We start from the raw sequence: 14,164 nt of genomic DNA on the forward strand, positions 1-14,164 counted from the left end.
GGGTTTCAGTCGGAGGTCTGTGTCTCGACTAGTCGACGAGGCGGTCACCGGTGACGGTGGAGAACAGGTGGGTGCGCTCTGCCGCATACGACAGGGTGATCACCTCTCCGCGCTTCGGCGGGATGCGACCGTCGGCGCGCACGACGATGGGCTGCGTGCGCCCGTGGATGTCGGCCTGGCCGTAGACGTACGCGTCGGCGCCGAGTTCTTCGACGACGTCGATGGTGACGTCGAGTCCGCTGCCGGTTGTGATCACGAGATCCTCCGGACGCACACCGAGCGTGACCGAGCTTTCGCCGATGCCGGCGATCGCACCGCGCGGGACGGGGACCACGGAGCCACCGAAGCTGACCCCGCCGTCGACGAGGGGAAGTTCGAGCAGGTTCATCGCGGGCGAGCCGATGAAACCGGCGACGAACACGTTGTTCGGGTGCTCGTACATGCGGCGCGGTGTGTCGCACTGTTGGAGCACTCCGTCTTTCAGGACGGCCACCCGGTCACCCATCGTCATGGCCTCGACCTGATCGTGGGTCACGTAGACGGTGGTGGTGGCGAGACGACGCTGCAGCGCCGAGATCTGCGCGCGGGTCTGCACGCGCAGCTTGGCGTCGAGGTTGGACAGGGGCTCGTCCATCAGGAACACCTGCGGCTTGCGAACGATGGCGCGTCCCATGGCAACTCGCTGCCGCTGACCACCCGAGAGGGCCTTGGGCTTGCGGTCGAGGAACTTGGTGAGGTCGAGGATCCTGGCGGCATCCTGGACGCGACGCTTGATCTCCGCCTTGTCCTCACCGGCGATGCGGAGGCCGAAGCCCATGTTCTCGCCCACCGTCATGTGCGGGTAGAGAGCGTAGTTCTGGAAGACCATGGCGATGTCACGGTCCTTCGGCTGGAACTCGGTGACATCGTTGCCGCCGATGGCGATCGTGCCCCGGTCCACGTCTTCGAGTCCCGCGAGCATGCGCAGGGACGTGGACTTGCCGCAGCCGGACGGTCCGACGAGGACGAGGAACTCGCCGTCCTCGATGTCGAGGTCCAGGTGATCGACCGCGGCCTTGTCGCCACCGGGGAACAACTTGGTGACGCCCTGAAATGCGACTGTTGCCATGATGTGGGTGGTCCCTTCACCGGCAGGAACGTGCCGGACGATCCGAGTGGGAGTGCGAAGCGAACGACTTGTTCACATACGTGAATCTTCGTCAAGATAGTGACTTCGTTTCGAAGTATGTACTACCGTGATGTGCATTACAAGGCTTACTCCCAGAGAGGTACGAGAAGACATGACCGACACCGCCTCGCGTCTGCTGATCACCGGCGCCGCAGGAAACATGGGCAAGATGCTGCGACCCTTGCTCCGCAAGCCCTGCCGCACCCTGCGCCTGTTCGACATCGCCGACATCACCGACATCGATCCCGCTCACGAGGAGTTCGTCCAGGGTTCGGTCACCGACCGCGCGGCCGTGACCGCTGCGGTCGACGGCGTCGACGCCGTGCTCCACCTGGGCGGACTCAGCACCGAGGACTCGTGGGAGAACATTCTGTCCGTCAACGTGGACGGCACCCAGGCGGTGTTCGAGGCCGCCGTCGCCCACGGCGTGACGCGCGTGATCGCGGCGTCGAGCAACCACGCCGTCGGCTTCTGGACGCACGCGGAAGCCGGCTCCAACCCGCTGCCCGGCGACGTCTCGCCGCGTCCGGACGGGTTCTACGGCTGGAGCAAGGCGGCAGTCGAGGCGCTCGGCCGGCTGTACCACGATCGTTTCGGCATCGACGTCGTCAACCTGCGGATCGGCTCGAGCTTCGACCGGCCGCCCAACTACCGCGGGCTCGCCTCCTGGATGTCGCCTGCCGACACCGCTCGTCTGATCGAGGCCGCACTGTCCGACTCCGCCAAGGGTTTTCACACCGTGTGGGGTATCTCGCGGAACACCCGCAGCTGGTGGTCCGCAGCGGAGGGCGCAGCCATCGGGTACGAGCCGCAGGACGACGCGGAGGTGTTCGCCGACGAGTTCCTGGCCGATCACGAATGGACGTTCGACGACCCGATTCTCCAGCGTGTCGGCGGCGCGTTCTGCGACCACCCGCTCGGACAACGGATGCGCTGATGTCGCGCCGGGGCGGGCACCAGCGGTGGTGCCCGCCCCGGACGCGTCAGAGGGCGTTCTCGCGGACGATGCGCCCCAACGCGTCGAGCTGCACCTTGTTGACCAGACCGAGGTGATAGAGGTGCAGCTCATTGGCTCCGGCCGCGACCGTGGCCGCGACGTGGCTGCTCACGTCGTCGAGATTCTTCGGCGGCAGCACCGACACGTAGGCGCCGACGTCGACGGCCTCTCCGACGATCGCGCGGGTGTCCTTCGTGACGGCGACGGTTTCGGCCGTCCCCGGCCAGGCCGAGACGAGCACGGCGTCGACGTCTCCCGACGCAGCCGGGGTCAGCGCAGGCGACGGCCCGGTCTTCCAGGGATTCGGATGGCAGTGCAGCGTGACGCGGGCCGACGGGATCTCCGCACGCACGGCGCCGAGCACCGCACCCCGGAGTGCGTCGGCGTCCGCGTGGCGCACGGACAGCACCGCGTCGGCCTCCGCCTCGCCGAGGACGTCGGTGATCGCGGCGTCCGGAGTGAGCGTCCCCCTGGACAGCGCATCCACGCCGGAACGCAGCTTCGCGATCATCTTGTCCGGATCGACGCCCCGCTCCGCCCACAGTGCGCGTTCCCGTTCGGTGCAGCTGATCGACATCAAACTGTCGCCGATGCCCGGAAATGCGCCATCGGTCTTCTCGTGCGGGCCGACGTGGGCGATCCCCAGCTGTCCGCACGCTTCGATCGACACGCCGTGCAGGTCGACACCACGGACCGCCTCCGCCGCGAGGGTGCGGGCGTAGCGGACGATGTCCGGATGCCCTGGCGCGAGCGCGTACGGGTAGCGGTCGCCGAAGCAGTTCACGACGGTGACGTCGGGATGCGCCTGCCCCAGAACGGTACTGTGGGACAGCACGATCCACGCGTTCACGCGGATGCCCGCATCGATCAGGATGCGAGCCGCATCGGCGAACGCATCCTCGGATCCGCCCCACGTCGCCGCCCTGGCCGTGACCGCGTGCCCGTCCCACGCGGCAGGCCGGATTGGCCGGTACAGCGCGGCGTGATGCGCGTCGACCACCTTGTGGGCCGGATGCAACGGGGTTGCCGCGCGGGTCGAGTGATAGCTGGCGGCGAGCGAGATCTCGGTGACTCCGAGCGCGCGCGCTCGGTCGACGAAGTGCGGATCACCGAGCACGTCCCACGGATACGCGTGCGCGACGATGCGATCGACAGTTCTTCCGGACATGCAGTTCCCCTCAACGGTTCGAATACAGAGTTCGATAGACAAGACGGAGTTCACACATGGGAACACATCGTTCGGCCAGCTGTCCACGATCGACCCCGGCCGGCGCGCGACGCGACGCCGTTCGCGACGTACTCGGCGTGACGGACGAATCGGCGGCGGACACACCCGAGGTGACGTACGGCAGGTCGTGGGTTCGGCACGGCGTCGCCGGTCGCGAACTCACCTGGGCGGCCGGTGACGACGGCCCCGACACCGAGGGCTGGCTCCTCCGCCCCGACCACGGGGGCGAGATCGCGGCCCGCCCTGCAGTCCTGCTGATGCACGCACACGACGGCGTCAAGTTCTACGGCAAGGAAAAGGTGGCCGACGGTCCCGACGGAGCCTCACCGGGTGTCCCCGAACTCCGGACCCGCGGGTACGAAGGCAGGTCGGTCGCAACAGGACTCGTACACGCGGGCTTCGTCGTCCTCGTCCACGACGTGTTCCCCTGGGGCAGCAGGCGGGTGCCCTGGCCGGAACTACCGGACCGAGCCACAGCAGCGGGATACGCCGCATTCCCGCCCAGCCCGGACACTCCCGAGATCCGTCGGCGCCGATACGACGCGGCAGCGCGCGAGCACGAACACGGCCTCGCCAAAACCGCCGCCCTGACGGGCACCTCGCTCGCCGGCACTGTCGTCGCCGAGGACCTTCGGGCGCTGAACGTGCTCCTCGCGACGGACGGTGTCGATCCGCACCGGGTCGCGGCCGCGGGATTCTCGGGCGGCGGCGCTCGCGTCGCACATCTGCTGGCGTGTTCGACACGCCTGCGAACGGGGGTGATCACCGCGATGATGAGCACTTTCGCGGATGTCGCGGAGGGCAGAGCAGACGATACGACGTGGCTGATGATCACTCCGGGCCTGCCGGCGGTGTGCGACTGGCCCGAGATCGCCGCATGCCAGGCGCCACGGCCGCTGCTGGTTCAGTTCGCGCTGGACGACCCCCACTTCGGCCGCCAGGGAATGCGCGACTCCGAGGCTGTGCTGCGGCGGGCGTACGAGGGGTCCGGGGCGCTCACTACGCAGTGGTTCGCAGGCGGACACCGGTTTTCGGCCGGAATGCAGGTCGGGGCCGCCCAGTGGCTAGCCCGCAATGTCTAGGCGAACACCCTTGACAGACCTTGTGACTGCCGTCATAGTGAGTTCGACAATTCACATAGAGGGCGTGAGTTCACATACATGAACGCGCAAGCGCAGACGCCGCCAACGGAACCCCTCACGCACACCGGGTACCTCGGCAGGTCGGAGGCCGCATCGTTCCCATCACCTTCCACGATGACGAGCCACCCCCGTGATCTCGCCTCAGCAGCAGTAGCCACAATCCCCTGACCCGCCGGCGCGACCGGCACCGAACTTCGGAGCGTGCACCATGGTCACCACCACCTCCCTCCGGCCAGGAGGGCAGTCCGCGCCGACGGCACAGGCCTCGCCCGGTCGAACTCGTCGCAGACCGGCCTGGCGCAGAGCCTCTGCCCCCTACATCCTGATCGCACCGGTGGTCATCCTGCTGGCCGTCTTCATCTTCTACCCGGTCGGCAGCGTCTTCTACTACAGCCTGCAGTACTACAACCCGACGACGCCGTGGGACAACGGTTTCGCCGGCCTCGACAACTTCCGGCTGATGTTCGCCGACTCCCTCTTCTGGACCAGCCTGGTCACCACCGCGAAGTGGGTCGGATTCCAGGTCGTGTTCCAGTTGATCCTCGGACTCGGACTGGCCTTGCTGGTCAACGAGGTGTTCCGGGGCCGCGGCCTGGCACGCGCCCTCGTGTTCTCCCCCTGGGCGGTGTCCGGCGTTCTCACCACCGGCATCTGGCTGCTGATCTACAACCCGTCAACCGGCCTCTTCAAGCTTCTCGGAAACATGGGCATCGGCGACGGCACTGCCGCTCCCATCGCCGATCCGGACACCGCGTTCTGGGCGACGGGCGTCGCAGAGCTGTGGCGCGGTGTGCCGTTCTTCGCCATCCTCATCCTGGCCGAGCTGCAGAGCGCACCCAAGGACCTGTACGAGGCGGCCAACGTGGACGGCGCCAACCGCTGGCAGCGGTTCCGCTTCGTCACCCTCCCGCACCTGAAAGCCGTCATCATCCTGTCGACGCTGCTGCGCGGTGTGTGGGAGTTCAACAACGTCGATCTGCTGTACACCCTCACGGCGGGCGGCCCGGCCGACGTCACCACCACACTGCCGCTGTACGTCTCACAGCTCGCAACCACTGCCCAGGACTTCGGATACGGCTCGGCGCTCACCACGGTCGCATTCGTGATCCTGCTGTTCTGCTCGATCCTCTACTTGCGCCTGAGCAAGTTCAACAGTGAGAAGGTCTGACCGTCGTGACCACCACCACCGATCGTCCCGCCGTTGCGCTGTCCGAGCCGGACATCACCGGGAAGCTGCGCGTACACAAGAAGAAGCCCCGCTTGTTCAGCGTCGGACTGCCGCTCGCGCTGTACCTGCTGTTCACTCTCGTCCCCTTCTACTGGATGATCGTGTTCGCCTTCCGGCCCGCCGGATCGAATTCGATGCTCCCCTGGCCCATCACGTTCGAGCACTTCGACACCGTGTGGAACAGCCTCGGCTTCAGCTTCTTCTTCAAGAACAGCCTCATCGTTGCCGCGTTGTCCCTCGTCCTGACCACGTTCGTCGCACTGGCCACCGGATATGCGTTGGCCCGCTTCAAGTTCCGCGCCAAGATCCCGCTGGTGATGGCACTGCTGTGCAGCCAGTTCGTGCCCGGCGCCATGCTGCTCATCCCCCTGTTCCAGGTGTTCCGCGAGATGAACCTCGTCAACAACCTGACCGGCCTCATCATCGCCGACACCGTGTTCCAGCTTCCCCTGGCCGCCATGCTCATGGCGGGTTTCATCGCGCAGATCCCGGTGGAGCTGGAAGAGGCCGCGATGGTCGACGGCTGCTCACGCCTGCGCGCGTTCCGCATCATCATGCTGCCGCTGCTGCGGCCCGGCCTGATCGCCGTCGGATCGTTCGCCTTCATCGGCAGCTGGAACAACTTCCTGTTCGGCCTGATGTTCATCAGCAGCCAGGAGAAGTTCACGCTGCCGGTCGGACTCAGCTACACCATCGGCTCCTACAACGTCGACTTCGGAGTTCTCGCCGCGGGCGGTCTGATCGCCGCGGTGCCGGTCGTCGCCGTCTTCGCCGTCATCCAGAAGTACCTCGTCCAGGGCCTGAGCGCCGGTGCGGTCAAGGGCTGATCATGACTTTCGAAAAGAGGACTCACATGAACCGGCGAACGCTCCTGCGGTCGACCCTGATAGGCGCGGCGGCCACGCTTGTGCTCGCCTCCTGCAGTTCCGAAACCTCCCTGCCCGACGGGGCACTCGGCGACCCGAACAACGCGCGGCTCACCTTCTGGGACAACAACGCCGGTCCGGACCGCACTCCGCTGTACGAGGAGCTCATCCGGCGGTTCGAGGCCGCCAACCCCGGCATCGACATCGAATACGTGGGCCTGCCGTCGGACAGCGCCCAGCAGAAGTACCAGACCGCGCTCGCCGGCGGTTCGGCGCCCGATCTCGGGATCGTCTCGACCGCCTACCTGGCCCCGCTCGTCGCCCAGAACGCCGTCATCTCACTCGACGACTTCGTGGCGGCGTCACCGCAGCACGACGAGTACGACGCCGGAATTCTCGAGTCGGCACGTGAATCCGGTGGCGGCGAGCACCTGTACGGTCTGCCCTACACCAGCAACAACGCCACCCTCTGGTACCGCGCCGACTGGTTCGCCGAAGCCGGGATCGAACCCCCCGACACGTACGACGAATTCTACGAGGCCGCACAGACTCTGACCGACAAGGACGACGGCCGTTACGGATTCACGATTCGCGGGGGCGCCGGATCGATCTACCCGCTGCTGCAGTACATGTTCGCCAGCACCGGCGTCGAGAGCTTCTTCGAAGACGGCGAGTCGACGCTGAACCGTCCCGAGATGGTCGACGCCATCGAACGCTTCGCGGCGCTCTACGACGTCGACACCCCGACCGCCGACGTCAACAACGGCTTCCCGCAGATGGTCGCGAGCTTCGGCGGCGGCTCGGTGGCCATGATGCAGCACAACCTCGGCTCGCTGAGCAACCACGAGAAGGCACTCGGCGACAAGGCCGGAGCTGTGGCGCTGCCGCGTAACGAGGACGGCAAGCGCACCGTCATGACGGACCCGTTCCCGTCGTACACCGTGTTCAAGAGCAGCAAGAATCAGGCCGCGGCCTGGAAGTTTGTCGAGTTCATGACCTCTCAGGAATCGCAGGCATACTGGAACGAGCGCGTCGGACAGATCCCGGTCAACAAGACGGCGCGTTCGGCTCCCGAGTTCGCGAACATGCCGTCGGTGCAGGCCGCGCTCGCGGCACTGGACGACCCGGAAACCGTACTGGTCACCCCTCCGGACTACCTCCCCGACTTCGGGAAGATCGTTCAGGTGCAGATGCTCGGCCAGTGGCAGAAGGTGCTCATCGGGCAGCTCAGCGCACAGGATTTCGCCGACGACTTCGCCGAGAAACTCGATCACTCCATGGCCAAGTACATCGCCCGCCAGGGCAAGTAGAAGATTTCGAACAGGAAGCGAATCATCATGTCCAGCGTGATCACAGAAGTCGCCGTGCAGGTTTTCAAGACCGAGGCACGCACCTCGGTCGACTCGTACGGTCATCGCCATCCCGGCCCGTCCATGCCTGCAACGGGGGCGCTCCTGCGGATCACCGACTCCGACGGCGTCAGCGGTTACGTTCTGGGCAAGCCGAACTACCTTCGGCAGGATCAGGTGGAGCAGCACTTCCGGCCGGTCCTGATCGGCTCCGATCCGCTGGCACGCGAGGCAATGGACAAGAAGTTCGCGATTCGTCAGCGCACCCGGGCTGTCGAACTTCCCGAGCACAGCTGCAGCTACGTGGACCAGGCATTGTGGGACCTGGCAGGCAACAAGTTCGACACGCCGGTGTGGAAGCTGCTCGGCGGTGCGCGCACCGAGATCAAGGCGTACGCGAGCACCATGTGCGGCGACGACATCGAAGGCGGCCTCGCCACCCCGGAGGATTACGCGAACTTCGCGGTCGCGCTGAAGAAGCGTGGCTACCAGGGCATCAAGCTGCACACCTGGATGCCCCCGCTGCCCGGCTCCCCGAATCTGACCCGGGACATCGACGCGTGTGCCGCCGTGCGTGATGCCGTCGGCGAGAACTTTTCGCTGATGCTCGACGGGTACCACTGGTACTCGCGCACCGACGCGCTGAAGCTCGGTCGCGAGCTGGACCGGCTGAAGTTCGACTGGTTCGAGGAGCCGATGGACGAGTTCTCGCTGCGGTCGTACAAGTGGCTCGCCGACCAGATCGACACCCCGCTGATCGGACCCGAGACCACGCCGGGCCGGCACCGGTCTCGTGCCGACTGGATTGCGAACGAGGCGTGCGACATCCTGCGGGTCGGGGCCATGAACGGTGGTGGCATCACACCGGCCCTGAAGACGATGCACATGGCCGAGGGTTTCGGACTCGAGTGCGAGATCCACGGCAACGGCGCCCCCAACCTCGCGCTCGTCGGAGCGGGCAACAACGTCCAGTGGTACGAGCGCGGTCTGCTGCACCCGCACGTGGATTACGACTGGGTTCCGCCGCACCTGAATTCCATCGTCGACCCCGTCGACGAGAACGGCATGGTGGCGATGCCGCAGAGACCGGGCCTCGGCGAAGACATCGATCTCGAGTACATCGCGGCCAACCTCGTCGCGGAGTACTGAATGCGCCACGTCGCCGGCACCGAACACGGGTCAGTAGGTGATATCGCGTTCAGAATGAGAGATAGTGTCTTCATGGTGACAGAAGACATGCGTGGGGCAGCGCCGGAAACCCAGCCGGTCAAATCTGCCGAGCGCACCATCCACATCCTCGAGACGCTCGCCGCATCGCCGACGCGTATGAGCCTCGGCGAGTTGCAGGAAGCGTGCAAGTATCCGCGCTCGAGCCTGCACGCCCTCCTGCGCACGCTCAAGGATCTGCGGTGGATCGAAGCCGACGAGTCGGGGTCGCGCTACGGCATCGGCACCCACGCCCTGCTCGCAGGCACGTCGTACCTCGACAAGGATTCGGTCGTGTCGAGGGCGGCGGCGGTGCTCGAGGCGCTCCGGTCGGAGGTCAGTCATACCGTCCACTTCGCGCGGCGCGACGAGGCCAGCGTCATCTATCTCGCCAGCCGCGGTTCGAAGGTCGAGGTTCGGCGCATGCACCGCGTCGGCCGCAAGCTGCCGTGCCACGTCACCGCACTCGGGCAGGCCCTCCTCGCCGAGCTCACCACCAGCGAGGTCCGGGAGATGCTTCCCGCGAAACTCGAACGATTCACCGAGAACACCATCGTCGACGTCGACGATCTTGTCACCGAACTGGGCGAGGTGCGCAACCGCGGGTGGGCCCTGGAACGGGAACAGGGGACGGTCGACGTCGTGTGCATCGCGACCGTCGTGCCCTACCGAATCCCCGCCACCGACGCCCTCAGTGTGTCCATGCCCGCCGAGGTCGCGTCGTACCCGGGTGAGCTGGAGCGGATCGCCGGCGTGCTCACGAAGCACGCGTCCGCCTGGGCCCGGGAATTGAGGGCCGAAGGGGTTCGGTGAGCCGTCGAGGTGTGCGGCTCGCCGGACCCTCCTGGTAGCTTTCAGGTCGAATCGAGCACACTGACGGGCTTTGCGCGGTACCCGTTTGGCCACGAGCAGGAAGCGACACGATGGAGAACGGCATTTCCACCAACGGATCGGGCAGCAACGGCTCCGCCGGCACGAGTTCGGCGTCGGAGTCCCCCTTCGCCGAACCGAGCACGGGCGGGCTGACCGGCAGCAACGGCAGCGGCAACGGCAAGTCCACGGCCAGCTCCGCCGAGACGTTCACCTTCCCGCTGCCGACGCGCAGCTCGGGTTCGCACAGCTCCGAGGAGCCGGCCGAGGTCTCCGACACGACGGCGTCGCTCGAATCTCGTGGGCGCACCGTCATGCGACGCAACGCGATGGGAGTGGCAGCCGTGCGAGTCGCGGGCCGTCTTGCACACACCGAACTGCTCGAGGAGCACCTCGCGTCGGCGAGCAGTCACTCCGCCGATCCCACGGTGGACGCCGACGAACTGCTGGCGCTGCTCGGCGAGTACCTCGTCGCGGCCGGGTTCGAGCGCCCCGAGATCCACGCGAAGCTGAACGGCCAGTCGATCGTCGTCGACCTGCGCTCGCCGTCCGCGACCGCACGCTGACCCCCGCCGCCGGGCGCGGTCAGGGCCACAGCACCTCGCGGATCCACCGGCCGGACTCGCGGCGGTAGAGCTGGCGCACGTGCCTGCGCCCGGCGTCCGCCTGCCAGAACTCGACACTGTCGGGGACGATGCACCACGCCCGCCAGGTGCCCGACACGAAGTCGGGGTCGGCCTCGATGCGGGCCACCGCCGCCGCGACGGCGCGTTCGTATTCGGCGGGATCGTCCAGGACCTCGCTCTGGCGGCTGGCGGCTGCCACGGCCCGCGCGGTGACCGACCGTTCGCGGAAGTCGCGGGCGGAGAGTGCCGGATCGCCTTCGACGACGGAACCGCGCACCCGCACCTGCCGGCCCTGTTCGCGCCAGTAGAACGACAGTGCTGCAATGGCATTCGCGGACAGTTCACGGCCCTTCGGCGAGCGAGTGTCACCCGAGAACCAGAAGCCCTGCTCGGTGACGTCCTTGAGGAGCAGGAAACGCGCGTCCGGATTGCCGTCGGCATCGACGGTCGACAGCGCAGCCGCGTGCGGTTCCGGAACACCGGCCGCTGCGGCCTGCGTGATCCAGTCGAGAAACAGCGTGGTCGGCGCGTCCGGAAGAGTGTCGACGGGCGGGGGTGTCTCGCCGCCGAGTGCGGGCAGGGCGCGAATCCATGCGCGGGTGTCCGGAAACGACGAACGGTCGGGTGTGGTCGGCATGTGCCGACAGTAGCCGCGGCCCGGGTCTTCAGGCCGACGCGGCCGGATCCGTCGGCCCCACCAGCATCCAACGGTGACCGAACGGATCGATGAGTGTCGCGTTGCGGTGTCCGTGGCCCTCCGAGATCCACCGTTCCACCTTGCCGCCGGCGTCGCGGGCACCCGCCAGGACGGCATCGGGGTCGTCGACGGACAACATCAGACTCACGGACGTCGAACCCGATTCCGGCGCCGTCAGACCCATCTCTGGGAACTCCTCGGCGAGATAGATCATGCCGCTCGGCAACCGCAGTTCCGCATGACCGACCCGGCCGTCCTCCATGACGATCGGTTCACCCACCACCTCGGCGCCGAACACCTTGGAATACCACTCGATGGCCTCGACACCCCGCCGCACCGTCAGATACGGCAGCGCGCCGGGAACGGGGACTTCCGGAGCCATCGTCACCTCCCAGTGTCCGCGGTGCGTCGAGTCCCAGTGTGCTCCCTCACGCAGACGCCGGAGGTTGCAACATCGCCCACTTGTTGGACGTGAGCCGGAAACTCGGGAAATCGGAGAGCGCCGCAACCGATTCCCAGGTGCGTTCGTAGCCGGTGTGCGTGATCCGCCAGTTTCCGTCGGGGCACCGAAGATAACGATCGTGATAATAGGCAGACCCGCGCAGCAGCATGCCGTCCTCGGGAATCAGCGTGGTGTCCGCGAGAAACCACACCCCTACCGCGGTGTCACCGGTGACGGTGATCTCGGGCTGGCCGCACTGATGCTCGGTGATGACGTGGGTCCCGAGAGTGTTCTCGAGGAAGGACACGAATGAGTCACGGGAATCGAACGTGAGGTATTCGCTGTACGTCGCCGTGACGTCCGGGACCATCGTGTCGGCGAACTCCACCCACGACTTCGTATCGAGAGCACGTGAATAACGGTGCTTGAGCTGCTCGATCTGTTTGATTGCTTCGAGATCCATGACCCCCGCCTCCTGTGCAGCGAACATGCAAGCCCTGGACTGCAGATTAGTCGGATTATCTGCAGGTTCGCCTTGGTTTCCCCCGTTTTGCCCAGATCATGCATATTCAGGCCGTGATCCGGGACACGAAAAGGTTACGAAATGACTGCATGGCCTGGGCACCCGCACACCAGTCACACTACCTTAGGCTACCCTCACCTGGCGAGGGCGCGGGCGCGCCGGCCCCCGCGAGCCCGAGGGTTTCACATCCTCGAGCATCAGAATTCTAATTCCGTTGCTACACATAACCGGTCGGGATTGCTGTGACCCCGAATCCACAGGTATCTCGTCCGGCGCTATCGTGACGCTGACGTGGTCACACGAGAGGGGAATCCATGGATCCGACCCGCATACCGGTGATCGTCGGAGTCGGCGACATCCGCTCCGGCCGTGCAGGCGATCCGGCGGCCCCGCGTGAACCGCTCGACCTGATCACCGACGCCGCGCGTGCTGCTCTCGCCGACAGCGGCTCCGCGACCCTCGGCTCCCGGATCGACGCAATCCATGCGGTGAAGACCGTCAGCTGGTCGTACGACGATCTCCCCGGACTGCTGGCCGCCCGGTTGAATCTGCCGTCACGACGGTCGAGCACGTCCCCGATCGGCGGCCACTGGCCCGCGGCGCTCCTCGACCGCATCGGCGCCGACATCGCCGCGGGCCGGTCGTCGGCAGCGCTCCTCGTCGGCGGTGAGGCGCAGGCGACCATGACGGCGCTCCGGAAGTCGGGCACCGATCCCGCGGCACTGGGCTGGGCGTCGGCGCCGGGCGGTCCCCCCGCGTTCGACCCGGCGGATCTCGGGAGCCCCGCGATGCAGCGTGCCGGCCTGATCGTTCCGACCCGGGTGTACCCGTTGTTCGAGAACCGGGTGGCGCACGAGTCGGGTGTCGGACCCGATCAGTCGCTGGCCGAGTCTGCCCGGATGTATTCGGCGTTCTCCGAACTGGCGGCGAAGAACCCGGCGTCGTGGACGTCCGAGGTGTATTCCGCGGAGGAGATCGCCACGGTGGGTCCGGGCAACCGGATGGTGTGCGAGCCGTACCCGTTGATGCTCAACGCCATGCCGTTCGTCGATCAGGCCGCCGCGACGCTGGTGTGCTCCCTGGCCGTTGCGCGCGAACACGGCGTTCCGGAGGACCGCACGGTGTACCTTTGGGGCGGCGCGGGAGCCACCGATCCCGTGGATGTCCTGAGCCGCAACGGTTTCGGCACGTCCACGGCCATGACGGATGCAGTTCACCGGGCACTGTCGCGGGCCTCGATCGACGCCTCGGCACTCGACATCGTCGACGCGTACAGCTGCTTCCCAGTGGTGCCGAAGCTACTCACCCGCGCGCTCGGCCTGCCCGAAAGCATCGTGCCGAGCGTGACGGGCGGCCACTCCTTCTTCGGCGGTCCCCTCAACAGTTACACGCTGCACTCGATCGCCGAGGTCACCCGCCGACTGCGGGAAGGCGCGGGACCGGCCCTGGTCCACGGCAACGGCGGCTATCTGACGTACCAGCACGTGGTGTTGCTGGCGGGCGCCCCGCACCCGGGTGGATACGTCGGCGATCCGGCGCCGGTGCAGCTCCGGTCGGAGGCGCCGGAACTCGTCATCAGCTATGAAGGACGAGCCGACATCGTCACATCCACCGTGGAGTACGGGCGGGACGGCGCCCCCGCGACCGGCTTCGTCGTTGCGCACACCCCCGACGGCCGGCGCCTGGCCGGACATACCGGCTCCGAGGAGGCGCTCGCACTGTCCGCGTTCGCGCAGACCCCGGCGCGGTCGGTGATCGGGCGGACCGTTCACGTCACGGACCGCGACGGCATCCTGTCGGTGCGGTTCTGACTGGCCGGGGA

At 66.8% G+C, this 14,164-nt stretch carries 14 protein-coding genes; 9 read left to right on the forward strand and 5 right to left on the reverse strand.

Features of this window, described 5'->3' with window-relative positions; all coding sequences use genetic code 11:
* Window positions 1-28 precede the first annotated feature (28 nt).
* The gene (locus tag ACNJ7E_RS37675) at window positions 29-1,108 is read right to left on the reverse strand and encodes an ABC transporter ATP-binding protein (RefSeq protein WP_418342237.1); all 1,080 of its coding nucleotides are present in this window, start codon (window positions 1,106-1,108) and stop codon (window positions 29-31) included.
* Between the two features lie 172 nt (window positions 1,109-1,280).
* Between ACNJ7E_RS37675 and ACNJ7E_RS37680 the strand changes: the two genes are divergently transcribed.
* The gene (locus tag ACNJ7E_RS37680; protein ID WP_418342238.1) at window positions 1,281-2,105 is read left to right on the forward strand and encodes an NAD-dependent epimerase/dehydratase family protein; all 825 of its coding nucleotides are present in this window, start codon (window positions 1,281-1,283) and stop codon (window positions 2,103-2,105) included.
* Between the two features lie 46 nt (window positions 2,106-2,151).
* Here ACNJ7E_RS37680 and ACNJ7E_RS37685 read toward each other — a convergent pair whose 3' ends face one another.
* Window positions 2,152-3,333 (reverse strand): hypothetical protein, encoded by a 1,182-nt coding sequence (locus ACNJ7E_RS37685; protein WP_418342239.1) that lies wholly within the window; start codon window positions 3,331-3,333, stop codon window positions 2,152-2,154.
* 56 nt (window positions 3,334-3,389) lie between these two features.
* Here ACNJ7E_RS37685 and ACNJ7E_RS37690 point away from each other — a divergent pair, with 56 nt between their 5' ends.
* The 7 genes from ACNJ7E_RS37690 to ACNJ7E_RS37720 all read left to right on the forward strand — a co-directional run bounded on the left by ACNJ7E_RS37690 (window position 3,390) and on the right by ACNJ7E_RS37720 (window position 10,620).
* Window positions 3,390-4,475: a hypothetical protein gene (locus ACNJ7E_RS37690; protein WP_418342240.1), complete on the forward strand. Its 1,086-nt coding sequence runs from the start codon at window positions 3,390-3,392 to the stop codon at window positions 4,473-4,475.
* Between the two features lie 268 nt (window positions 4,476-4,743).
* Window positions 4,744-5,703 (forward strand): carbohydrate ABC transporter permease, encoded by a 960-nt coding sequence (locus ACNJ7E_RS37695; protein ID WP_418342241.1) that lies wholly within the window; start codon window positions 4,744-4,746, stop codon window positions 5,701-5,703.
* Between the two features lie 5 nt (window positions 5,704-5,708).
* Window positions 5,709-6,590, forward strand: a complete 882-nt coding sequence (locus tag ACNJ7E_RS37700) for a carbohydrate ABC transporter permease (protein ID WP_418342242.1) — start codon at window positions 5,709-5,711, stop codon at window positions 6,588-6,590.
* Between the two features lie 26 nt (window positions 6,591-6,616).
* The gene (locus tag ACNJ7E_RS37705) at window positions 6,617-7,939 is read left to right on the forward strand and encodes an ABC transporter substrate-binding protein (protein WP_418342243.1); all 1,323 of its coding nucleotides are present in this window, start codon (window positions 6,617-6,619) and stop codon (window positions 7,937-7,939) included.
* 27 nt (window positions 7,940-7,966) lie between these two features.
* Window positions 7,967-9,127: an enolase C-terminal domain-like protein gene (locus ACNJ7E_RS37710; protein WP_418342245.1), complete on the forward strand. Its 1,161-nt coding sequence runs from the start codon at window positions 7,967-7,969 to the stop codon at window positions 9,125-9,127.
* Window positions 9,128-9,199: 72 nt separating this feature from the next.
* Complete coding sequence (locus tag ACNJ7E_RS37715; RefSeq protein WP_418342246.1) at window positions 9,200-9,997, forward strand: IclR family transcriptional regulator; 798 nt, start codon at window positions 9,200-9,202, stop codon at window positions 9,995-9,997.
* Window positions 9,998-10,107: 110 nt separating this feature from the next.
* The gene (locus tag ACNJ7E_RS37720; RefSeq protein ID WP_280781390.1) at window positions 10,108-10,620 is read left to right on the forward strand and encodes a metal-sensitive transcriptional regulator; all 513 of its coding nucleotides are present in this window, start codon (window positions 10,108-10,110) and stop codon (window positions 10,618-10,620) included.
* 19 nt (window positions 10,621-10,639) lie between these two features.
* Here the strand turns inward: ACNJ7E_RS37720 and ACNJ7E_RS37725 are convergent, their stop codons facing one another.
* Genes ACNJ7E_RS37725 through ACNJ7E_RS37735 form a run of 3 tightly spaced genes read right to left on the reverse strand, consistent with a single transcriptional unit; the run spans window position 10,640 to window position 12,282 of the window.
* Window positions 10,640-11,317 carry a pyridoxine/pyridoxamine 5'-phosphate oxidase gene (locus ACNJ7E_RS37725; RefSeq protein WP_105413298.1) on the reverse strand — a complete coding sequence of 226 codons (678 nt, stop codon included), beginning with the start codon at window positions 11,315-11,317 and terminating at the stop codon, window positions 10,640-10,642.
* Between the two features lie 28 nt (window positions 11,318-11,345).
* On the reverse strand, window positions 11,346-11,759 hold the full coding sequence (locus ACNJ7E_RS37730) for a VOC family protein (protein ID WP_164059195.1): 414 nt from the start codon (window positions 11,757-11,759) through the stop codon (window positions 11,346-11,348).
* Window positions 11,760-11,805: 46 nt separating this feature from the next.
* Window positions 11,806-12,282, reverse strand: a complete 477-nt coding sequence (locus ACNJ7E_RS37735) for a nuclear transport factor 2 family protein (protein WP_009478940.1) — start codon at window positions 12,280-12,282, stop codon at window positions 11,806-11,808.
* Window positions 12,283-12,656: 374 nt separating this feature from the next.
* Between ACNJ7E_RS37735 and ACNJ7E_RS37740 the strand changes: the two genes are divergently transcribed.
* Window positions 12,657-14,153: an acetyl-CoA acetyltransferase gene (locus ACNJ7E_RS37740; protein WP_280781388.1), complete on the forward strand. Its 1,497-nt coding sequence runs from the start codon at window positions 12,657-12,659 to the stop codon at window positions 14,151-14,153.
* Window positions 14,154-14,164: the final 11 nt, after the last annotated feature.

The organism is Rhodococcus mengyinensis (genome assembly GCF_048381435.1).
Lineage (GTDB): Bacteria > Actinomycetota > Actinomycetes > Mycobacteriales > Mycobacteriaceae > Rhodococcus_F > Rhodococcus_F opacus_D.